The organism is Rhizobium sp. ARZ01 (assembly GCF_014851675.1).
Taxonomy (GTDB): Bacteria; Pseudomonadota; Alphaproteobacteria; order Rhizobiales; family Rhizobiaceae; genus Mycoplana.
Genome location: NZ_JACVAE010000003.1, coordinates 302,061 through 324,958, shown reverse-complemented (window position 1 = coordinate 324,958; position 22,898 = coordinate 302,061). Strand labels below are relative to the sequence as shown.

13 protein-coding genes are annotated in these 22,898 nt (G+C 62.4%); 5 read left to right on the top strand and 8 right to left on the bottom strand.

Translation table 11 applies throughout. From position 1 onward, the window contains the following. Positions 1 to 7: 7 nt before the first annotated feature. A complete protein-coding gene (gene ccmB / locus IB238_RS18805; protein ID WP_192250453.1) occupies positions 8 to 667 on the bottom strand; it encodes a heme exporter protein CcmB in 660 nt (219 codons plus the stop codon). Beyond that, positions 664 to 1,311, bottom strand: coding sequence for a heme ABC exporter ATP-binding protein CcmA (ccmA, locus tag IB238_RS18800; protein ID WP_192250451.1), 648 nt, complete (start codon positions 1,309 to 1,311; stop codon positions 664 to 666). The genes ccmB and ccmA overlap by 4 nt, the downstream gene beginning before the upstream one ends. A gap of 268 nt (positions 1,312 to 1,579) precedes the next feature. On the opposite strand from ccmA, the gene acnA reads away from it, so the two are divergent. From acnA to IB238_RS18785, 3 genes are all read left to right on the top strand, one after another. Then, entirely contained in the window at positions 1,580 to 4,273 is a 2,694-nt protein-coding gene (gene acnA / locus IB238_RS18795) for an aconitate hydratase AcnA (RefSeq protein ID WP_192250449.1), read from the top strand. A 174-nt stretch (positions 4,274 to 4,447) separates the two neighbouring features. Then, positions 4,448 to 5,224 carry a DUF1223 domain-containing protein gene (locus IB238_RS18790; protein ID WP_192250448.1) on the top strand — a complete coding sequence of 259 codons (777 nt, stop codon included), beginning with the start codon at positions 4,448 to 4,450 and terminating at the stop codon, positions 5,222 to 5,224. Positions 5,225 to 5,783: 559 nt separating this feature from the next. Then, the gene (locus tag IB238_RS18785; RefSeq protein ID WP_192250447.1) at positions 5,784 to 6,179 is read left to right on the top strand and encodes a DUF2794 domain-containing protein; all 396 of its coding nucleotides are present in this window, start codon (positions 5,784 to 5,786) and stop codon (positions 6,177 to 6,179) included. Between the two features lie 6 nt (positions 6,180 to 6,185). Here IB238_RS18785 and IB238_RS18780 read toward each other — a convergent pair whose 3' ends face one another. From IB238_RS18780 to IB238_RS18770, 3 genes are all read right to left on the bottom strand, one after another. Continuing rightward, complete coding sequence (locus tag IB238_RS18780) at positions 6,186 to 6,740, bottom strand: GNAT family N-acetyltransferase (RefSeq protein WP_192250445.1); 555 nt, start codon at positions 6,738 to 6,740, stop codon at positions 6,186 to 6,188. Positions 6,741 to 6,848: 108 nt separating this feature from the next. Next, positions 6,849 to 10,304: a pyruvate carboxylase gene (gene pyc / locus IB238_RS18775; RefSeq protein ID WP_192250443.1), complete on the bottom strand. Its 3,456-nt coding sequence runs from the start codon at positions 10,302 to 10,304 to the stop codon at positions 6,849 to 6,851. Positions 10,305 to 10,418: 114 nt separating this feature from the next. Then, positions 10,419 to 11,144, bottom strand: coding sequence for a LuxR family transcriptional regulator (locus IB238_RS18770; RefSeq protein ID WP_192250442.1), 726 nt, complete (start codon positions 11,142 to 11,144; stop codon positions 10,419 to 10,421). Positions 11,145 to 11,434: 290 nt separating this feature from the next. Between IB238_RS18770 and IB238_RS18765 the strand changes: the two genes are divergently transcribed. Further along, complete coding sequence (locus IB238_RS18765; protein WP_192250440.1) at positions 11,435 to 13,192, top strand: glucan ABC transporter ATP-binding protein/ permease; 1,758 nt, start codon at positions 11,435 to 11,437, stop codon at positions 13,190 to 13,192. A gap of 100 nt (positions 13,193 to 13,292) precedes the next feature. Here IB238_RS18765 and IB238_RS18760 read toward each other — a convergent pair whose 3' ends face one another. After that, entirely contained in the window at positions 13,293 to 13,676 is a 384-nt protein-coding gene (locus tag IB238_RS18760; RefSeq protein ID WP_192251326.1) for a M10 family metallopeptidase C-terminal domain-containing protein, read from the bottom strand. Between IB238_RS18760 and IB238_RS18755 the strand changes: the two genes are divergently transcribed. Further along, entirely contained in the window at positions 13,644 to 13,787 is a 144-nt protein-coding gene (locus tag IB238_RS18755) for a hypothetical protein (protein ID WP_192250438.1), read from the top strand. The two genes, IB238_RS18760 and IB238_RS18755, sit on opposite strands and share 33 nt — an antisense overlap. A gap of 83 nt (positions 13,788 to 13,870) precedes the next feature. Here the strand turns inward: IB238_RS18755 and IB238_RS18750 are convergent, their stop codons facing one another. Continuing rightward, positions 13,871 to 14,071, bottom strand: a complete 201-nt coding sequence (locus IB238_RS18750; RefSeq protein WP_192250435.1) for a hypothetical protein — start codon at positions 14,069 to 14,071, stop codon at positions 13,871 to 13,873. Between the two features lie 141 nt (positions 14,072 to 14,212). Then, complete coding sequence (locus IB238_RS18745; RefSeq protein WP_192250431.1) at positions 14,213 to 22,702, bottom strand: glucoamylase family protein; 8,490 nt, start codon at positions 22,700 to 22,702, stop codon at positions 14,213 to 14,215. Positions 22,703 to 22,898: the final 196 nt, after the last annotated feature.

Genomic DNA, 22,898 nt, shown 5'->3' with positions numbered 1-22,898 from the left:
ATTTGCGTCAATCCGTCGATGCGCGAAGTGCCGCGGCCGCGGCGACCGGGCCGATGACGGCAAAGACGAGCGTCAAGGCCGTCAGGATCAGGAAGGGCGGCAGGAATGGTGCTGGATCCTGCACCGCCGCATAGACGGCACTGACACCGAAGATCAGGACCGGAATTGCAAGCGGCAAAACAAGGATCGACACCAGCAGCCCACCCCGCGGCAGGGCGACGGCAATCGCAGCGCCGGCAGCCCCGATGAAGGTGAGCGCCGGCGTGCCGACGAGCAGCGTCAGCATCGTGGCGCCGATGGCGGGAACGTCCATGTTCATGAAGAGCGACAGCAGCGGCGAGGCGATGACAAGCGGCAAGCCGGTGGCAAGCCAGTGCGCCATGCACTTCATCATGACCGTCAGCACGAGTGGCGTATCCTGCATCAGGAGGAGGTCGAGCGAGCCATCCTCGCGTTCGGCCTGGAACAGCCTGTCGAGCCCGAGCAGGGAGGCGAGCAGCGCGCCGATCCAAAGGATCGCCGGACCGATGCGAGCCAGAAGATTCAGGTCCGGCCCGACTCCAAAAGGGATGACGGCGACGACGGTCATGAAGAACAGCACCCCGATCATCGCGCCGCCCCCGGCACGCACGGACAGCTTCAGGTCGCGAAGAAGAAGCGCACTCATGCCCACGCCTCCGCGGATACACCAGCAAAGCCCTTCATGTGCAGTTCCGTCATTTCACCAAGCCCGAGCGGCTGGTGCGTTGCTGCAAGCGCCAGTCCGCCGCGCTTGAGGTGCTCCTTGACCAGGCCTGCGAACATCATCTCCGCTGCGGTATCGAGTGCTGCCGTCGGCTCGTCGAGGATCCACACCGGCCGCCAGGCAACAAGGAGCTTGGCCATCGCCATTCGGCGCTGCTGGCCGGCGGAGAGATAGCCGAAAGGCAGATGCACGATGCCACCAAGTCCGACTGCGTCTGCCGCTTGCTCTATACCCATCCCGTTGCCGCCAGCCGAATCACCCAAAAAAGCCCTCCAGAAGCGCAGGTTCTCCTCGACGGTCAGTTCACGCTTCATCGCATTGCGATGGCCAAGATAGTGGCAGGCGGCAGCGACGGCCTCGGGGCTCTGCGTCCCTTGATCGCTCAACCGGACTTTGCCTGATTCGTGCGGCAGGAGTCCGGCGACAACGCGCAGGAGCGTCGATTTGCCGGAGCCGTTCGGCCCCTTCACGACAAGGGCTTTTCCGGCCTCGACTTCGAAGGAAATATCCTGAAATATCAGGTCTTCGCCTCGCTTCGCACTCAGGCCCTCGGCAACGAGGCGCATCGTTTTTCACTTTCCCTTTACGACCTTGGTCGCAATGCAAAAAAATTATCCCGATCCGCGGACGGGTACTCTGGATCGTTCCTTAGAAATTATCTATAAGGCCCGCAACACGCCAGCGGTCGGCGTGATTTTCATCCTAGCGCCGAACACGGAATGATTTCCGCGTACGGACTGCGGAAATGGCCGCACCCGCATCCCAATTCGCGCTTCTCAAGCGCGAGGGCGTTCGTACGTCAACATTTGGCGATCAGACGGAACGGGGTATCCAGTGTCCAAGTCCCTTGACAGCTTCAACTGTCGTTCGACCCTCACTGTCGACGGCGTCGACTATGTTTATTACAGCCTTCCCAAGGCGGAAGCGAACGGCCTTCCGGGCGTCTCCAAGCTCCCCTATTCGATGAAGGTGCTGCTTGAGAACCTGCTGCGCAACGAGGACGGCCGCTCGGTCACGAAGAAGGACATTGAAAGCGTCGCCGCCTGGCTTTCCAACAAGGGCCTCGTCGAAAGCGAAATCGCTTACCGCCCCGCACGCGTGCTGATGCAGGACTTCACCGGCGTTCCGGCCGTCGTCGACCTCGCGGCCATGCGCGACGGCATCAAGGCGCTCGGCGGCGATCCGGAGAAGATCAATCCGCTCGTGCCCGTCGACCTCGTTATCGACCACTCTGTCATCGTCGACGAATTCGGCACGGCGACCGCTTTCGCCCGCAACGTCGAGCTCGAATACGAGCGCAACGGCGAGCGCTACCGCTTCCTCAAGTGGGGCCAGCAGGCGTTCAAGAACTTCCGCGTCGTTCCGCCCGGCACCGGCATCTGTCACCAGGTCAACCTCGAATACCTCGGCCAGACCGTCTGGACCAAGGAAGAGGACGGCGAGACCATCGCCTATCCGGATACCTGCGTCGGCACCGACAGCCACACCACCATGATCAACGGCCTTGGCGTTCTCGGCTGGGGTGTGGGCGGTATCGAAGCCGAAGCCGCAATGCTCGGCCAGCCGGTCTCCATGCTGCTGCCTGAGGTCATCGGCTTCAAGCTGACCGGCAAGCTGAAGGAAGGCGTCACCGCCACCGACCTCGTGCTCACCGTCGTGCAGATGCTGCGCAAGAAGGGCGTCGTTTCCAAGTTCGTCGAATTCTTCGGCCCCGGCCTCGACAACATGACGCTCGCCGACCGCGCCACCATCGGCAACATGGGCCCGGAATATGGCGCAACCTGCGGCTTCTTCCCGGTCGACGGCGAAACCGTCAACTACCTCACCATGTCGGGCCGCGAAGAGAGCCGTATCGCTCTCGTCGAAGCCTATTCGAAGGCCCAGGGCATGTGGCGCGAAGGTGACGGCTCCGACCTCGTCTTCACCGACACGCTCGAGCTCGATCTCGGCGACGTTGTTCCCTCGATGGCCGGCCCGAAGCGTCCCGAAGGCCGCCTGCCGCTCGAAACGATCGCACCAAACTTCGCGACCGCCCTCGAGAACGACTACAAGAAGCCGGGCCAGCTTTCCAACCGCTACGCCGTCGAAGGCACCGACTTCGATCTCGGCCACGGTGATGTCGCCATCGCCGCAATCACGTCGTGCACCAACACGTCCAACCCTTCGGTGCTGATCGCAGCCGGCCTGCTCGCCCGCAACGCCGTCGCCAAGGGCCTGAAGACCAAGCCGTGGGTGAAGACCTCGCTCGCACCTGGATCGCAGGTCGTCGGCGAGTATCTGGCGAAGTCCGGCCTGCAGGCCGATCTCGACAAGCTTGGCTTCAACCTGGTCGGCTTCGGCTGCACGACCTGCATCGGCAACTCCGGCCCGCTGCCGGGACCGATCTCCAAGACGATCAACGACAAGGGGCTGATCACGGCCGGCGTTCTGTCGGGCAACCGCAACTTCGAAGGCCGTATCTCGCCGGACGTCCAGGCCAACTACCTGGCCTCCCCGCCGCTGGTCGTTGCCTACGCGCTCGCCGGCACGGTGCAGAAGGACCTGACCAAGGAGCCGATCGGCGAGGACAAGGACGGCAAGCCAGTCTACCTGAAGGACATCTGGCCGACCTCGCAGGAGATCCAGGACTTCATCATGAAGTACGTCACCCGCGAGCTCTACGCGTCCAAGTACGCCGACGTGTTCAAGGGCGACGCCAACTGGCAGGCGGTGCAGGTTCCGGCCGGCCAGACCTATGCCTGGGACGACAAGTCGACCTATGTGCAGAACCCGCCCTACTTCGTCGGCATGGGCAAGAAGGGCTCGGGCCTGAAGAACATCAAGGGCGCGCGCGTCCTCGGCCTCTTCGGCGACAAGATCACCACCGACCACATCTCGCCGGCCGGTTCGATCAAGGCCGCCTCGCCGGCCGGTGCCTACCTTCTGGACAATGGCGTCGGCGTTGCCGACTTCAACCAGTACGGCACGCGTCGCGGCAACCATGAGGTGATGATGCGCGGCACGTTCGCCAACATCCGTATCCGCAACCACATGCTCGGCCCGAACGGCAAGGAGGGTGGCTACACCATCCACTATCCGTCGAAGGAAGAGATGTCGATCTACGATGCCGCGATGAAGTACAAGGAAGAAGGCGTTCCGCTCGTCATCTTCGCCGGCGTCGAATACGGAAACGGCTCGTCGCGCGACTGGGCGGCCAAGGGCACCAACCTTCTCGGCGTCAAGGCCGTGATCGCCCAGTCCTTCGAGCGCATCCACCGCTCGAACCTGGTCGGCATGGGCGTCGTGCCCTTCGTCTTCGAGGAAGGCACGACCTGGGCGAGCCTCAACCTCAAGGGTGACGAGCTCGTCGAGATCGACGGTCTCGAAGGTGAGATCAAGCCGCGCGAGAAGAAGATCGCAAAGATCACCTACTCCGACGGCTCGGTGAAGGAGGTTCCCCTCCTTTGCCGCATCGATACGCTGGATGAAGTGACCTACATGAACAACGGCGGCATCCTGCAGACGGTTCTGCGCGATCTCGCTGCCTGATTTCGACTGAATCTTCAGCCAATATGATGCCGGGGCGATGCCCCGGCATTTTTATTTCATGTGATAATATCCAATCGTATGACTTTCACTCCATCGTGACTTCCTGTTGACCGGGCAAGCAGGTATGACGGTGCCCGACAAGTGGCGGTTCGCCCGCATTCCCCGGAATTGCTCATGCCCAGACTGGTCATCCTTGGTTGTCTTTCGAGCCTGCTTGCGACTTTCGCTGCAGGCGTCAGCGCCTTCGCCGGCGACATCGAGACCCCCAAGGGCGTGGTCGAGCTCTTCACCAGTCAGGGTTGCTCGTCCTGCCCGAAGGCCGACAAGGCGCTGGAGACCCTGATCCGCGAGGGCAATGTCGTGGCGCTGGCCTACCATGTCGATTATTGGAACTACCTCGGCTGGACAGACACGATGTCATCCAAGGAGAATACCGATCGTCAGTATGCCTATGCACGCATGTTCGGCCGCGGCAGCGTCTACACGCCGCAAGCGGTCATCAACGGACGTGAACATGTCAACGGCGGCAACATCGCCCAGATCCGCAATCAGCTCGAAGAATTGAGTGCAGAGGGACGCGGGCTCTCGGTCAAGGTATCTGCCGACATCGTCCAGGACGAACTTCGAATCAATATCGGCAACGGCCAGGGCAAGGCGAATGTCATCGTGGCCTATTTCGATGGCGAGCAATCCGTCGACATCGAGGAAGGCGACAACCGTGGCAGGCGGGTCGACTACTGGCACGCAGTCACGAACATGGAAACCATCGGCATGTGGGAAGGCAAGGAAACCAGCCTGGTACTGCCGGCCGATATGCTGAAACGGAAAAGCAACGGCGGTTGCGCCATTTTGCTTCAACGAATGAAGACCGCCGACACGCCCGGCGCAATACTCGGGGCGGCCGTCATAACCACTGGCGCAATGCCATCGGAAACCGCAAATCGCCGTTGATCTTGCCGAAACTACTGATCTTGCTTGAGAGCAGGAGTGGTCCGGACCGGGTTCTTCGAGGGGCTGGGGCTTGAGGGTTCGAAGACACGCCGGACCGGACCTTGACGAAGCTTCCGGCAACGGAATACAGGAACAGCTTCGACGCACGCCCCCAGTGGCCGACCGATTTCCCGCACATGCAAAGCGGTCCGGCTGCGGGGCAGCGTCGTGACTTTCCTCGAAAATTTAGGCGCGGTTTTGTCTGAAATGGGGCAACCTTGATTTTTGCTTTGCCGTACTGGTTAACGCCGGGGCCTGAGCGCGCGGCCTGATTGAAACCAATTGCCAGCCATCGCGCATGGGGCGCAAGACAGCTTCATACTGGAGATCGATGCGCCTTAGGACCTAAGTCGCCAGTGTTAGGCAGGTGATTCGTACGATGTCGCGGAGGCAAGACTGCCTCTTGTTGCCCGACGCAGGTTGCGCGCTGCCGCATCCCCTCGGCACCGCTTCTATGCTTGATTTTCTGTTCAGGTAGGGCACACTGTCATCGACTTGTCGCAGTCGAAGCGGAGACTCGATGACTGATCAACCGGATTTGTCGCCGGGAGAGAGCGGAGCCCAGGGGTCGAACGTGATCGTCGACCTCCGGGAGTACCGCAATGGCAAAGACCCCATCCCGGTCACCTTTCATCGCAGGGAACTAGACGCGATCCTCAGAATCTACGGCCGTATGGTCGGAGAAGGCGAGTGGCGCGACTATGCGATCGACCACACCCTGGAGAAGGCGGTCTTTTCGATCTTCAAGCGCTCCGGCGAGATGGCACTCTACCGGGTCGAGAAGAACCCCAAGCTCGCCGCCAAGCAGGGCGCCTACAGCGTGCTCAACGCCCACGGGATGATCCTGAAGCGCGGACATGACCTGGCACAGGTTCTGAGGGTCTTCGACAAGGCATTGAAGCTCATAAAGAGCTAGCGCTTCTCATTGCCGCATGGTGGCCGGATAGGCGTCGGGCGCGGGAGCGCTCGACGCACCCTCGCCAAGCGCAAGCTGCATGATCACCGTATCGAGCCAGTGACCGTGCTTGAAACCGGTCGCCTTCATCAGACCGCCATGCTCGAACCCGGCTGAGCGGTGCACGGCGACCGAGGCCGGATGCGCGCCGCCGATCACGGCGACCATCTGGCGGAAACCGAGCGCCGTGCAGCGCTTGATCAGTTCGGCAAGCAACGCCTTACCGACGCCTTGCGCCCTCGCCTCCGGCGCCAGATAGATCGAATCCTCGACCAGCCAGCGATAGGCTGGCCGCGTGCGGAACGCCGACGCGTAGGCATAGCCCACAATCCGGTCCGACGAATCGGTGGCAACGATATAGGGATAGCCGTCTGCTGTGATCGCTGAGAAGCGCGTGCGCATCTCTTCAAGCGGAGGCGGCTCGATCTCATAGCTGGCGACGCCGTGCAGCACGGATTCGCGATAGATCTCGGTGATGGCGGGAAGATCGTCGAAGTCAGCGTCGCGAAGGGTGCAGTTCATTTGCGCGGGACCATTGGCTTGCGAGACGACGCGACCATCAGATCAACGTCTTCTCGCATGTTTCATAGGGCAGTTCGGGACAACCGCATGGCTGTCCCGAGGGTCAAATCATCCGAACACGACCAGAAGATCCTTGGCGTCGATCTGGTCACCAGCACGCACGAGGACTTCGGCGACCACACCGTCCTTTTCGGCATGCAGCGCGGTTTCCATCTTCATCGCCTCGATCGACAGGAGGACATCGCCGGCCTTGACCGGTTGGCCCGCGGAGACGGCTACCGTCGAGACGACGCCCGGCATCGGCGCACCGAGCTGCAGCAGATTGCCCGTATCCGCCTTGCGGCGCACAGCAGCGGAAGCACCCCGGTTGCGGTCGGGCACCTTGATCGGCCGCGGCTGGCCATTCAATTCGAAGAACACCTTGACCATGCCCTTCTCGTCGACGTCGCCCTGCGTCTGGTTGAGGATGACGAGCGTCTTGCCCTTCTCGATGTCAGCGAACAGCTCCTCGCCCGGAGCCATGCCGTAGAAATAGGAATGGGTCGGCAAGACGCTGACGGGGCCATAGGTGTCGGCGGCCAGCGCATAGTCGGTGAACACCTTGGGATACATCAGGTAGGAGGCGAACTCGAAGTCGTTGACCTTGCGTTCAAGCTTGGTCTCGATCGCCTTACGCTCGACGTCGAGATCGGCATCTGCAAGCAGCGAGCCGGGGCGCACCGTGTAGGCGGCTTCGCCCTTCAGCACCTTCTTCTGCAGCGCCTGTGGCCAGCCGCCCGGGGGCTGGCCGAGATCGCCCCGCAGCATCGAAATGACCGAATCGGGGAACGAGACGTCCTTGGCCGGGTTCTCGACATCGGCGACCGTCAGGTCCTGGCTGACCATCATCAACGCCATGTCGCCCACCACCTTCGATGACGGCGTCACCTTGACGATGTCACCGAACATGCGGTTGGCATCGGCATAGGCCTGGGCCACCTCGTGCCAGCGGGTCTCAAGCCCCAGCGAGCGGGCCTGCTCCTTGAGGTTGGTGAACTGGCCGCCGGGCATCTCGTGCAGGTAGACTTCCGAGGCCGGCCCCTTCAGGTCGCTCTCGAAGGCCGCATACTGATGACGCACCGCCTCCCAGTAGAAGGAGATGCGGCGGATCCATTCCGGATCCAGGCCCGAATCGCGCTCCGAACCGGAAAGCGCCTCGACGATCGAGCCGAGGCAGGGCTGCGAGGTGTTGCCGGACAGTGCGTCCATCGCCGCGTCGACGACGTCGACGCCGGATTCGACGGCTGCCAGCACAGTCGCCGCGGCAATGCCCGAGGTGTCGTGGGTATGGAAATGGATCGGCAGATCCGTGGCCTCCCGCAGCGCCTTGAATACAATGCGGGCCGCGGCGGGCTTCAAAAGCCCCGCCATGTCCTTCACTGCGATCATGTGCGCACCGGCCTTCTCCAGTTCGGCGGCAAGGGCGGTGTAGTACTTCAGGTCGTATTTCGGCCGGGCGGCGTTGAGAATGTCGCCGGTATAGCAGATCGCCGCTTCGCAGATCTTGTTTTCCTCGGCGACCGCATCCATCGAGACGCGCATGTTCTCCACCCAGTTCAGGCAGTCGAATACACGAAACACATCGATGCCGCCCTTCGCCGCCTGGCGTACGAAGTACTTCACCACATTGTCTGGGTAGTTCTTGTAGCCGACGCCGTTGGCACCGCGCAAAAGCATCTGCAGGAGCAGGTTCGGCGCGCCCTCGCGCACCATCGCCAGGCGCTCCCAGGGATCTTCGGTGAGGAAGCGCATCGCAACATCGAAAGTCGCCCCGCCCCAGCACTCCAGTGAGAAGAGCTGCGGCAACGTGCGCGCATAGGTCTCGGCGATGCGGGCGATGTCGTAGGTGCGCATGCGGGTCGCCAGCAGCGACTGGTGCCCGTCACGCATCGTCGTGTCGGTCAAGAGCACCTGGGGCTGCGCACGCACCCATTCGGCAAGTCGCCGCGGGCCGAGTTCTTCCAGCTTCTGCTTGGTACCGGAGGCGATCGACCCCTCGGAATAGGGCACGACGGGACGTGCGATCTCCTCCGACGGCTTCGGCCGCCCCTTGGCTTCCGGATGACCGTTGACGGTGACGTCGGCGAGATAGGTCAGAAGCTTCGTCGCGCGATCCTGCCGGCGAACCTGATAGAACAATTCCGGCGTCGTATCGATGAAGCGGGTGGTGTAGCTATTGTCGTGGAATTTCGGGTGGCCGATGATGGCCTCAAGGAACGTCAGGTTGGTGGCCACGCCGCGGATGCGGAACTCGCGCAGGGCCCGGTTCATGCGCCGGATCGCCTCTTCCGCCGTCGGCGCCCAGGCCGTGACCTTCTCCAGCAGCGGGTCGTAGTAGCGGGTGATCACCGCCCCCGAATAGGCCGTGCCGCCATCAAGGCGGATGCCGAAGCCGGTGGCGCCGCGATAGGCGGTGATGCGGCCATAGTCGGGAATGAAGTTCTGCTCGGGGTCCTCGGTGGTGATGCGGCATTGCAGGGCGTGGCCGTTGAGACGGATGTCCTTCTGCGCCGGCACGCCGGATTCAGGGGTGCCGATGGCAAAGCCGTCGAGAATGTGGATCTGCGCCTTGACGATGTCGATGCCGGTCACTTCCTCGGTGACGGTGTGCTCGACCTGGATGCGCGGGTTGACCTCGATGAAGTAGAACTTGCCGGTGTCGGCGTCCATCAGATACTCGACCGTGCCGGCGCCGACATAGTTGGTCGCCTTGGCGATCTTGAGCGAGTAGGCGGCCAGTTCCTGCCGCTGTGCCTCGGCAAGATAGGGCGCCGGCGCGCGCTCGACCACCTTTTGATTGCGTCGCTGGATCGAGCAGTCGCGCTCGAACAGGTGCACGACATTTCCATGTGTATCGCCGAGGACTTGGCTTTCGACATGCCTTGCCCGTTCGACCAGCTTTTCCAGGTAGACCTCATCCTTGCCGAATGCCGCCTTCGCCTCGCGCTTGGCCTCGGTCACCTCGCGGATCAAATCCTTCGGATCGCGGATCGCACGCATGCCGCGCCCGCCGCCGCCCCAGGAGGCCTTGAGCATGACCGGGTAACCGATTTCATCGGCGAGCCGTGCAATCTCCGCCGGATCATCCGGTAACGGGTCGGTCGCCGGCACGACCGGCACGCCGATCGAGATCGCGAGGTTGCGCGCAGCCACCTTGTTGCCGAGCTGGCGCATCGTCTCCGGCTTAGGCCCGATGAAGGTAATGCCGGCTGTAGCGCACGCCTCGGCGAATTCCGGGCTTTCCGACAAAAGCCCGTATCCCGGATGGATGGCGTCCGCCCCGGAGAGCTTTGCCACCCGGATGACCTCGTCGATCGACAGATAGCTCTCGATCGGGCCGAGATCACGGGCAAGATGCGGCCCGCGGCCGACCTGGTAGCTTTCATCCGCCTTGAAGCGGTGCAGTGCCAACTTGTCCTCCTCGGCCCATATCGCTACCGTTTTAAGCCCAAGTTCATTGGCCGCGCGGAACACGCGGATGGCAATTTCGGAACGGTTGGCGACAAGAATCTTCGAGATGGGCAAGTCGATACTCCTCATAGACTTGAAACGCAGAATTGCTGCGGTTGCGAAGAGAAATATCAGCGCGTCGAAAATGCAAGCCGAAATTGGAGGCAGCGCTCCAAAAATGAGCAACGGTCAAGAAATCAGACCAAGCCGGAAGGATAGCGCGACCGCATGATGGCGGTTCTTCGCGTTCAGTTTCGCCTGGATTCCGTTCATGTACCAGTCAACCGTATGGTTCGAGATCGAGAGCACGCGGGCAATCTCGTGCGAGGTCATGCCGTCGGCGAGATAACGGAGCGCCTCCATCTCGCGCCGCGTAAGGTGAACCTGCGCATCGGCCTTCTCCTTCCCGCCGGCATTTTCCAGCTTCCAGAACAGGGTCTTCGCCACACTGTCGAAAAGGCCCAACTCGGCGGGGTGGAGATCCACTGCCTTGCCGCCAACCGTGATATTGCCGACCAAACCGCGCCGGGCATGAACCGGAAAGATGTATCCGTCTTCCAAGCCATTGTTGCGGGCATCAACCATCATACGCTCCATGCGGGTTCGATGCGGGGCGGATCGAAAGGCTGCGATAGTATCGCGCCACCGAAAGGCGGCCCGGGCATGGTTGAGATAGAGGATCGTTGGATCGACGATGATGTATTTCTTGCGAATATAGATCTCTGGCCAACGCTCCGGCCAGCGCCCGGACAAAACAAGGCTCATCGGATCGTCGTGCGGTCCGGGTTGCCGGATCACGCCATAATAATCGAAGCCGTAGTGATCTATCAGCCTTTCAAACTCCGCAATGATTTCTTCACGGCAAGAAAGTTCATCGAGCAATCCGATGAACTGAACAAGCAGGTTTATGTTCATTCTCAAATCGACCGACCACGCGGCCCCTCCAATACAATTTTCTTCATAATAGTTTGCTCGCCGTGCGAGCTACGCCAGACAAAACGTCCGCTGCACCCGGTTTAGCAAGTTAAACCGATTTGGCAACGGACCGTTCAGCGTCCATTCATCGACAAACAAATAGCATCGCGAAATCGCTGGAAATGTCCCCGGCGTAACTGCCGATCGAGGGACTGGGGCCATACCGCGTCGCGCGCGTCCGAAGTAAGGGTGTCGTTGCGCACAATGCAGGACCGCGAAAGGGTTTCGAAGTGTCGTTGTTTCAGGTTTACACGCGGGCGCTCAGCTATCTGTCCGTCTATAAACTTCGCGTGTCCTCTATCGTCGTTGCCAACGTCGTTCTGGCCGTAATCGCGATCGCCGAGCCGATCCTGTTCGGCAAGATCATCGACGCCATATCGAACAAGGGCGCCGTGACGCCGATGCTTCTGATGTGGGCCGGCTTCGGTGTATTCAACACGATCGCCTTCGTCCTGGTGGCACGCGAGGCCGACCGCTTGGCGCATGGCCGCAGGGCGAGCCTTTTGACCGAAGCCTTCGGCCGCATCATTTCCATGCCGCTTTCCTGGCACAGCCAGCGCGGCACCTCCAACGCACTGCATACGCTTCTGCGCGCCTGCGAAACGCTGTTCGGGCTATGGCTGGAGTTCATGCGCACGCATCTGGCAACGGCGGTGGCGCTCGTGCTGCTGGTGCCGACCGCATTTGCCATGGACTATCGCCTGTCGCTGGTTCTGGTCGTGCTGGGTGCAGCCTATGTCTTCATCGGCAAGGTGGTGATGAGCCGGACGCGCGATGGCCAGGCTTCCGTCGAGGGGCACTATCACACCGTGTTTTCCCACGTCTCCGATGCGATCGGCAACGTCTCTGTCGTGCACAGCTACAACCGCATCGAGGCCGAAACCAAGCAGTTGAAGCAGTTCGCACAACAACTGATCAATGCCCAGTTTCCCGTGCTCGACTGGTGGGCGCTGGCAAGCGCGCTGAACCGCATCGCGTCGACCATCTCCATGATGACGATCCTCGTCATCGGCACGATTCTCGTTCAGCGCGGCGAACTGCGCGTCGGTGATGTCATCGCCTTCATTGGCTTCGCCGGCCTCTTGATCGGTCGTCTGGACCAGATGAAGCAGTTTGCCACGCAAATCTTCGAGGCCCGCGCCAAGCTGGTAGACTTCTTCTCGCTCGAGGACGCCGTGAAGGACCGCGAAGAGTCCTCCGACGCCGGTGAACTCACCGATGTGCGCGGCAAGGTCGAATTCCGCAATATCAGCTTTGACTTCGCCAATGCGACCCAGGGCGTGCGCGACATCTCGTTCACGGCCGAAGCCGGCCAGACGGTTGCGATCGTCGGCCCGACCGGTGCTGGCAAGACCACGCTCGTCAACCTGCTCCAGCGCGTTTATGACCCGCAGCAGGGGCAGATCCTGATTGACGGTGTCGATATCTCGACTGTCACGCGCAAGTCGCTGCGCCGCTCGATCGCAACGGTCTTCCAGGATGCCGGACTTCTGAACCGCTCGATCTCGGACAATATCCGGCTCGGCCGCGACGGCGCGACGCTGGAGGAGGTGATGGAGGCCGCGGAAGCGGCGGCGGCCGACGATTTCATCCGGTCGCGCCAAAACGGCTACGACACGCACGTCGGCGAGCGCGGCAACCGTCTTTCGGGCGGCGAGCGCCAGCGCATCGCCATTGCCCGCGCCATCCTCAAGGACGCGCCGATCCTGGTGCTGGACGAAGCGACCAGCGCGCTCGACGTCGAGACCGAGGCACGCGTCAAGGCGGCGATCGACAATCTCCGCAAGAACCGCACGACCTTCATCATCGCCCACCGCCTATCCACGGTTCGCGAAGCCGACATGGTGCTCTTCCTCGACCATGGCCGCATCGCCGAGATGGGCACCTTCCATGATCTCAGCCAGAGCAACGGCAGGTTTGCCGCGCTGCTGCGGGCCAGCGGCATCCTCACCGACGAGGACGTCCGCAAGAGCCACACCGCCGCCTGATCGCAGTCCCGATCGATCCCTTTTGCCGCCGCGCTTCAACTGCAAGCGCGGCGGTTTGCGTTTGCGGCTGGCCGGGCCGAGGGGCGACACGCCTCGATGCTTACAGGAAGAAGCAACCCGACTTCACCGTTATCGCGTCAGCGAGGTGAATCGCAAAATCGGCCGACTTGTCGCCATCGATGTCGCCATAAACATAGGTGTCGGAAGACGTCTTCTTGTAGCGCAACTCGCCGGCCTTGCCTGGAAAGCCCTTAGTCGCGATGAAGCTGAAGGCGTCGTTTCCCGAAGCGTTCGACTTGGCGTCGATGACCGACAGGTCGATCTTGTCAGCCGACGTAAAGTCGAAAATGGTGTCGCGGCCGCTTGCGGATACCGTGCTGTGCGCCTTGTGCGTGAATGCAAAAACATCGGCGCCGCGGCCGCCATACATATCGTCGGCGCCGGGGCCGGAATGGAGCCAGTCTCGGCCGCCGTTTCCCTTGATGAGATCGTTGCCGCCGGCGCCGAAAAGGAAATCATCCTAATTGCTGCCGAGAATCGTATCGTTGCCCTTCATGGCGGTGATGAGGATGTCGGCGTCGTCCGAGCGCGATGAAGTGGATGCTGCTTTCAAGATGCTCTTGGCCGTGATACTCGCACCTTCGATTGCGAAATACCGCGAGGATCCAACGTACTCGGTCAGCTGTTTACCGTTCCCGCGATCGGGACATGGTCGGCGTTGTACCTGAAACCCGTGCCCTTGAAGACATCGCGTACGCCGCCCGAATACGACAGTTGATAGGTTGTGCCGGTGAAACTAGCCGGTGTGGCGTACGCCAGGCTGCTGAAATCGAACGCAGTCATGTCAAGGGAACGCGTTGCGGTAACTTTGACGCCCATGGTTACCTCTCCCGCTGCGGCGGGAGATTGTATCAATTCAGACGCGAGTCGATAGCAAAATGTGGGACGTCCGCTGGCGCAGCATAGCCGCCGCACGCGCCCCTCCGGATTACATGGCATCCAAAGGGGCATTGCGCGGGGTCACGCCGTGACCTCGACCTCTTGTGCCGGAACGGGCGCCTCGTCTATCCGCGCGATAACCTTGCCATCTGCCGTTCTCTCGACTTGAACGTGGTGATCGGCCCCATCGAGCCTGACCACGGCGGAAAAGCCCGGCCAGTCGGACGGCAGGTTCGGCGTGACGACAAGGCTGCCGTCCTCCTTCCGGATACCGAGAATACCTTCGACGGCCGCACGATAGAGCCAGCCTGCAGAACCGGTGTACCAGGTCCAGCCGCCTCTGCCCTTGCGGTTGTCTTCGCCGTAGACGTCGGCCGCGACGACATAGGGTTCGACCCGATAGGTATCGATCGCCTCGCGCGTCGAGGAGTGGTTGACGGGATTGAGCATCCTCAGGCAGGTCCAGGCGTCATCCGCCCGGCCCTGCATCGCCAGCGCCATCACGACCCAGGTCGAGGCATGGGTGTATTGTCCGCCATTCTCGCGAACACCCGGCGGATAGGCCTTGATGTAACCGGGATCGTGCGCGCCGTTCTCGAAGGGCGGCGTGAACAGCTTGATGATGCCCGCCTCCTCGTCCACCAACTCCGCCAGGACGGCGTCCATGGCAAGCCGTGCCCGCTCCTTGTCGCCCTCGCCGGACATTGTGCTCCAGGACTGGGCAATCGAATCGATCCGGCACTCGCTATTGCCTTCGGCACCAAGCGGGCTTCCGTCGTCGAAGTATCCGCGGCGATAGTATGCGCCGTCCCATCCGGCCGATTCCAGCGCCACCTTGAGCGTTTCGAGATGCGCAAGCCACTTGCGGGCGCGGGTAGCGTCGCCGCGTTCGCGCGCAATCGCGGCAAACGCCCGCAGCGTGCCGGCGAGGAGCCAGCCGAGCCAGACGCTCGTGCCTCTTCCCGCTTCACCAACCCGGTTCATCCCGTCGTTCCAGTCGCCGCCAAGGATCAGCGGAAGGCCGTTGTCGCCGGTCCGCTGGATCGCAAGATCGAGCGCGAGCGCGCAGTGCTCGTAGAGATCGACGGCTTCGACGGAGCGGCCGGGCTTGAAGAACGCATCGTGTTGGCCCTCCGCCAGCGGCGGTCCCTCGATGAAAGTGAGCTTTTCATCCAGGATGTCGTGGCTCCCGGTCGATCGGCAATACTGCAGAACCGCATAGGCAAGCCAGACGACGTCGTCCGAGATCGCCGTTCGCACGCCGGCGCCGGTTTCCGGCAGCCACCAGTGCTGGACGTCGCCTTCGTTGAACTGGCGGGAGGCCGCATTCAGGATTTGCTTGCGAGCAAGTTCCGGACGATGCGTCAGGAAGGCCAGAGTATCCTGCAACTGGTCGCGGAATCCGAAGGCTCCGCTTGCCTGGTAGAAGGCGGCACGGGCAATCAGGCGGCATCCGAGGCTCTGATAGGGCAGCCAGGTATTGACCATCACATTCAGGGCCTGATCCGGGGTATCGACCTGCAGAATTCCGGTGAAGTCGCTCCAGAAGGTGCGAACCTTCTCCAGCGCAGTGTCGAACGTCGCCGCGGAAGCCTCCCTGGCGAGAGCGCCGGCAGTCTCCGCGTCGTCGCAATCACCGAGCACGAACAAGATCTCGTGCTCTTCACCCGACGCAAGCTCGAGGTCGCTCATCAGAGCCGCGCAGGGCGCCCCGAGGCTTTCCATCGTGCCGGAAAGTGCGACACCGCTGGCGAGCGCGCCGGGAAGGACGATGTCCCCCTCCTGGCCGATGAATTCGCGCCGGCTCGCGGTCGCGCCTGCAGGCTTCGCATTCATGGCAAAGAACGAAACGCGGCCGGAATAGTCCAGGCTGTAAGGGTTGGTGGCGAAGATGGCGCCCGTCTCCTCGTCCTGACTGCAGAGCACGAACGGGGCAGTCTTGACCGGGTTGTTGCCGAGAACCCACTCCACATAACCGTAGACGGACAGGTTGCGCGTGGCCGTGCCCCTGTTGCGGATGATCAGGCGCGAGTACTTGACAGGGCGTTCCGCATCCACTGTCTGCACCAGATCGAGCTCAAGGCCGTCGGAGGCGCTGCGGAAGGCCGAATAGCCGAGCCCGTGCCAGGTCTCGAACAGCACCGAGGGATCGCGTGAAAGACCGGCGAAAGGCACGACGACAGTACCGCTATCACGATCCTTCACATAGAAGGCCTCGCTCGGACGGTTGATCACCGGATCGTTTGTCCAATGCGTCAGCTGATAGTCGCGCGAGTTACGGCTCCAAGTGTACGCGCCGCCCTCGGCAGCCACATGGAAGCCGAAGCGCTCATTGGCAATCACGTTGATCCACGGCTGCGGCGTTCCTTCGCCGCCCCTGAGCTTCACCGCATACTCGCGGCGTTCGACGTTGAACCCGCCATAACCGTTCCAGAAGGCCAGATCGCCGGCCTCGATCTGAACCGGCTCCGGCGTCCGCAAGACCTTTGGCGCCGGGGAGGAATGCCGGACCTCGGTCGGCTCGGACGGAGCAGGCGTCGCAAACAGTGACACCGCCCGCTCGATCTGGTCGGAAAGCGTACCGTTGCGGGCGTGGAAGACGGCGCGCGCTGTCGCCAGCAGCGCCTGCCAGGTCGAGACCTCCATCAGGTCGCGACGAACGGCGAAGATGTGCTGGCGCATGCCATCGGACTGGCCCCGCATCCGCAGGTTCTCGCACATCTGGTCGATCGTGTGCTGCATGTCCTGCGCGTAGGACGAGGCCTTCTCATTGAGGATGACGAGGTCCGCCAGCACGCCCCGATGCCGCAGGTATTCCTGCGCGCGCAGGGCTTCGCGGGCGATTTCGAGATCGGCGTCGTCATTGATGCGCAAAACGTAGATCGGGAAGTCGCCGGAAATGGCAAGCGGCCACAGCGCCGATTGCGGAGCCAGCCCGGCCTGCACGGTTGCGGCGTCCGCCCGCAGGTGCATGTCGGGATAGACGAGATAGCGGCCCAGCGCCTGGAAGCTTGCAGCTTCCTGCGAGGTCACGCCGATATGCCGCAGATGTACCTGCGAGCGCGTCCATGCGTGGATGAGTTCGTGGTTGAATGCATCCGGGTGCCGGTAGCGGTCGATGGCCCGGTCCAGTTCCTCGCGGCTCGGTGCTGCGACCGTCCAGAAGATCACCTTGACCTTCTTGCCCGCCGGCACGCGCACGACACGACGCAATGCCATGACCGGATCAAGCGTGAAACCGTCGGCACCGGACAGCTGTGCGCCGGCGTCGAAGGCGGCCGCCGTGGCAAGGCTTCGGCTTCTGCCGATGAAATTGCGCCGATCCGTCTCGACCTCGGTCCGTCGCGAGCCGGCGTTGTCGACGATCAGGTGCGCCACGCACATGTCCGGCTCATGCGGACCACGCTTGTTTCGCAGGACACGGATGACGTCGCCGCGGCGGCCGATCTCGGTCTTGAGGAACATTCGCGCAAACAGCGGGTGAGCGCTGTCGACATCGTCCGTCGTGACCACTGGCTCGGCATAGGACGTCACTTCGATGAAGCGGTCCTCAAAACCGGTGTTCAGCAGCGTCAGACGACGCCCCTCCGCGTCATGCTCAGTGGCGACGATGCACTCGACTTCACTGGAAAGCGTGCCGACAGTCTTGAAGAACTCCGCCTTGTCGTCGCTGAACTGCGCCTTGACTTCCTCGCCGTCGGCCCGCTTGGGCTCGACCGTCGCCGACCACCATTCGTTGGTGGCGGTGTCGCGCAGGAAGATGAAGGTGCCCCAGCGGTCCTCCGCCGGGTTGGGCTTGAAGCGGGTCACCGACTGGCCGTTCCAGTGCGAATAGCCCGAACCGGTCGCCGTCAGCATCACCGAGTAGTGCCCGTTGGAAAGGAACGCGACCTCGCGATCCTCGTTCATCGGGTCCTCGATCACGCGCACTTCCGGACGAAGCAGATCAGCCTGTGTGCTGCCGACCGTCTCCGGCTCCCGCTTGGTGTTGATGATCGGGATGTCGCGCGGCGCCTTCTCCTGCAACAACAGCTCGGCCGCCTCGATCACTGGATCGGAATGGAACCGTGCCCGCAGCGCGCCGTTGAAGACGACGTTGGCGACAGCCGCAATCGACATGCCGTGATGGTGCGCCATGTAGTTGCGCACGACCGCGCAGCGCTTGCCTTCCGGCACGCGCGTCGGGGTGAAGTCCACCGCGTCGTGGAAGCCGTAGACGCCGAGTGCACCGAGCTTGCGCAGTTCTTCCAGGTTTTCCAGTGCCGCCTTCGGCGCATACTGTGCAGCAAGCAGCGACGCGTAGGGGGCAATCACCGCGTTCTGGCCAAGGCCACGCTTCAGCCCGAGCGTAGGCACGCCGAAGTTGGTATACTGGTAGTTCATATCGTGGTCGCGGGCGTTGAAGGCCGCTTCCGAGATGCCCCAGGGCGTACCAAGCCGCTTGCCGTGATTCTGCTGTTCCTTGACGATCAGGTTGTTCGTCTGATTGAGGATGCCGCCCTGCGGCTCCTGCATGACGAGCGGCGGCATCAGGTACTCGAACATCGATCCGGACCACGAGACCAGCGCGCCGCGCGAGCCGATCGGCACGATCGGACGGCCGAGCTTGTACCAATGCTCGGTCGCAAGATCGCCCTTGGCAATCGCAAACAGGCTGGTGAGGCGGGCCTCAGACGCCAGAAGGTCGTAGCAGGCCTCGTCGAGCTCGTTCGTCTCGACGCGGTAGCCGATCGAAAGCAGGCGGCGCTCGGGACGGAAGAGGAAGCCGAAATCCATCGAGAACGCGATGTCGCGCGTGCGATCACGCAGCACGATGAGACGCTGGCGCAACGCCTCGATGCTGCCGAGGTCGAACACGCTGTCGGCAATGTGCGCCTCGCAGGTGGCAACCAGCGCATTCGCCCACTTGATCACTTCGCCGCTCTGGGCGCTCTTGATCTCGTGGTCGAGGTTGGCGATCAGCTTGTTGACGTCGCGCGCCAGCACCGCGAGGTTGATGACGCGGATCGAGGCGAATTCGTGCTCGCGCTTGACGGCGGCGAGCGCGTTGTGGAAGCCGGAGATGCGCTCCTCGATCAGTCGGCGCAGCGGCCGGACCGTCTTGCGATCGTCCGGCAGGTCGGCAAGCGTCTCCGACAGGATCGAGGCGACATCGCCGATACCGTCGAGGCTGCCGTGCAGGTGCGCAGACGGCGCCTCTGCCCATTCCCGGCAAAGCGATGACACCGCGATCAGGTGGCCGGCGAGGTTGCCGCTGTCGACGGCAGAGACATAGCGTGGCCCGAGCGTCTCCAGCGTGTTGGTGCGGTACCAGTTATAGAGATGGCCGCGGAACTTCGGCATGCCGTCGATGGTGGAGACGGTTTCCTCCAGGCGCCGCACGGTTTCCTCGAAGCCGATCCACCCGAAGTCGCGAGCAGAAATCACCGAGAGCAGATAGACGCCGATGTTGGTCGGCGAGGTGCGCTCGGCCAGAACCGGATGCGGCGTCTCCTGGAAGTTGTCCGGCGGCAGAAAGTGCTGCTCGGCGGTGACAAATTCTTCGAAATAACGCCAGGTGCGGCGGGCGATCTTGCGCAGTTCGGCCACCACGTCGTCCGGAGCGACCAGAAGGTCTTCGGCTTCCGCCGTCTGGCTGACATACCACGCAACCGCCGGCGAAAGCGCCCAGATGAGCGCAAACGGGATCGCGATGAACGGCAGCCCGGTGTCGGAAAACAGGGCAAGCGCGACGGAGATCGCAGCCAGCACCGGGGCCTGCCACATGTCGATGTAGTAGGACAGGATGCCGCCGCCACCCGAGCTGTGAACCTGCGCCGCCGTCCGCCACTCAAGCATGTGCTTGCGGCTGAAGAGCAGGCGAAACAGCGATCGAACCGTGGCGTCGGCCATGAGGGCGGCCTGATCGGCGATGAAGACGATGCGAAGCGCCACCTGGGCATTCGCCGCGCGAATGTCCGAAAGTATGGTCTGCAGATGGGCCCGGGCAACGATGTCACTGCGGCGCGGGACTGCACCTGTGAACAGCGAGAGCGTCGGCGCGACGAACAGCAGGAAGATCAAGACGAGCTGCCAGATCAGGGCCTGGCGCGGCTCCATGTAGTACCAGCCCATGACCGAGGCCACGAGCCAGCCAACCGGAATAAGGCAACGGCGCAGGTTGTCGTACATCTTCCAGCGTCCAAGCATGGAGACGTCGCTCGACGGTTTGAAGATGTAAGGCAGAAGCTGCCAGTCGCCGCGCGCCCAACGGTGTTGCCGCGAGGTCTCGACTTCGTAGCGGATCGGAAAGTCTTCGACGAACTCAACATCGGTCACCAGTGCGCATCGTGCGTAGGATCCCTCGAGAAGATCATGCGAGAGGATGGTGTTTTCTTCAATGCGCCCTTTCAGCGCCGCCTCGAAAGCATCGACATGATACAGGCCCTTGCCGGTGAAGGTGCCCTCGCCAGTGAGGTCCTGATAGACGTCGGACACGGTGAAGACATACGGATCGACGCCGCGATTGGCCGAGAAGATGCGCTGGAAGGTCGAGGCTTCGTCCCCGGTCGTCAAGGACGGCGAGACGCGCGGCTGCAGGATGCCGTAGCCAGCGACGACCTTTTGGGTTTGCGGATCGATCAGCGGGCGGTTGATCGGATGGAAAAGCTTGCCGACGAGCTTGGTCGCCGCATCGCGCATCAGGCGCGTGTCGGAATCAAGCGTCAGCACGTACTGCACGTTTGCTGGCACTACGTTGGCGCCGGGCAGGAAGCTCGTGTCGCCGTCGCCGCGCAAAAGCAAGTTCAGCTCATGCAGCTTGCCGCGCTTGCGCTCCCAGCCCATCCAGACACCCTCTTGCGGGTTGAACAGCCGGCGGCGATGCAGGAGATAGAAACGCGTGCGGCCATCATAGGCGTAGCGTGCCGAGAGCTGCGCGATTTCGCGCTTGGCATATTCGAGGACTTCCAGGTCCTCCGGTGTCTCCTCCACCTTGCTGTCGACCCAGTCGCTGACCAGCGCGAAGTAGATCTCGCCGCGCGGGTTGGCGAGGTAGTGGACCTCGAGGTTGCGGACCAGTTCATCGACGTGGTCGCGCTTGGAGATGAGGCAGGGGACCGCCACGAGCGTGCGCGCCTCTTCCGGAATACCTTCGCGGAACTCGTAACCGACCAGGCGTGACGGCTTCACCACGAGGGTGACCAGCGTATTGAAGAGGCCAACGGCCCCTTCCGATGCCGGCAGCGCGAAAAGGATCAGCATGATCAGCCAGGCGCCGTCGGGAATGTCCATCTGGCCGAGGAAATAGTAGACCCCGATCATCGCCAGGAGCGTCAGGATCGTCACCGGTCCCGCGATCGAGAACCAGCCGAGTGCCCGCGTGAAGCGGACCAGGTATTGCACGATCGACGGGCGATAGCCGATGCGCTCTTCCAGCAGCTTGCGCTTTGCGCCGACCAGGTAGGAGCCGACATTGGCCTCATGGGCACCGGCGATATTGCCGGCGGCCATGTCCTCGGCGGTCATCGCGAGCGCGGTCTGCGTCACCTCCAGTTCCGTCCTGCCGGAGCGCCGGGCAAGTTTTTCGATGGTGTCGCGATAGGCATTGCGCGAACCGAAATCGAGATCGGTGTAGTCCGACCCTTCGCGAAGGGCCGCGTCCAGCCGGCTGACGCTCTCGACCCAGACCGGCCATTCCGTGTCGTCGATCGCCCGCAGGCTCTTGATGAGGTTGCTCATCGTGGCGTTGCCCGACGACAGGCGGTTCTGCTCGGCGACGAGCACTTCCTCCAGATCGCTGCCGCGCGCCTCGATCTGTCTTTCCAGCCACTGGATCGCAGCGCCGGACGCCTGAAGGCCGTCACGCAGGCGGTACAGGAGTTGCGCGACAAAGGTGTTGTCGGCGACGAGGTCTTCGATCCCGCGCAGTATGATGACGCTCTTCTCCGGATCGTTCTGCCGGATCAGCTCATCGGCAACCTCGTTCGCCTTGCGGCGCATGCCGCGCGACCGCTCGACGCGGCTCGAAATGCGGCGCAGGTTTTCGACGAGGATGAACCGGACGATGGATGGCAGAGCCCAAAGCTCGCCGATCTTGAGGGCTTCGACCTTCTGGAAGCCCTCGACGATCGCCGTCAGGCTTTCGCGCGAGACGCTGCTGTGGGTGTGGGCGACATAGAGCCAGCCCAGCGCCATGGTGCGGGGGATCTCGACGTCGCCGACTTTCATCGTCGGCAGCTGGCGGTAGAAGCGGCGCGGAAAATCGCGGCGCACTTCCTGGATTGCTTCCTCGACAACATAATAGTTGTCGAGCAGCCACTCGGCCGCCGGCGTAATGGTGGCGCCGGCTTCGACGTCGCGGGCGATCGTCTGATAGACCCGGAAGATCTCCCGCTCGTTTTCCTTTTGTCGGGCGCGAAACTCGAACGGCTTGAAGCCCGGCAGGGCGCTTGCCCCATCACGTGCCAGGTCTTCTCCGCAGGCACTCAGCTCTTCGAGGGTGAAATAGGTATCCCGGATCGAATCGTTGTAGTCGATCTGCTTGGATTCCGTCTCGCGCGACGAAGACTGAGGTCTATTGTGCAGGGGCATTTGCTTGTTTCTAGGTTCGAGCAACGTTGATGTATCCGGCAATCATCGGACCGCGGATCGACTTCGGCGAACGGATTTCATTTGCGTTCCGCCGTGAACCATGACGCCATCATGCGTCTACTCCGCATCGCCAATCCCGAGGGGCCGACAAACGTAAGGCCGCACGCCTCAAGGGTGCGAGATGGATCAAGCGACA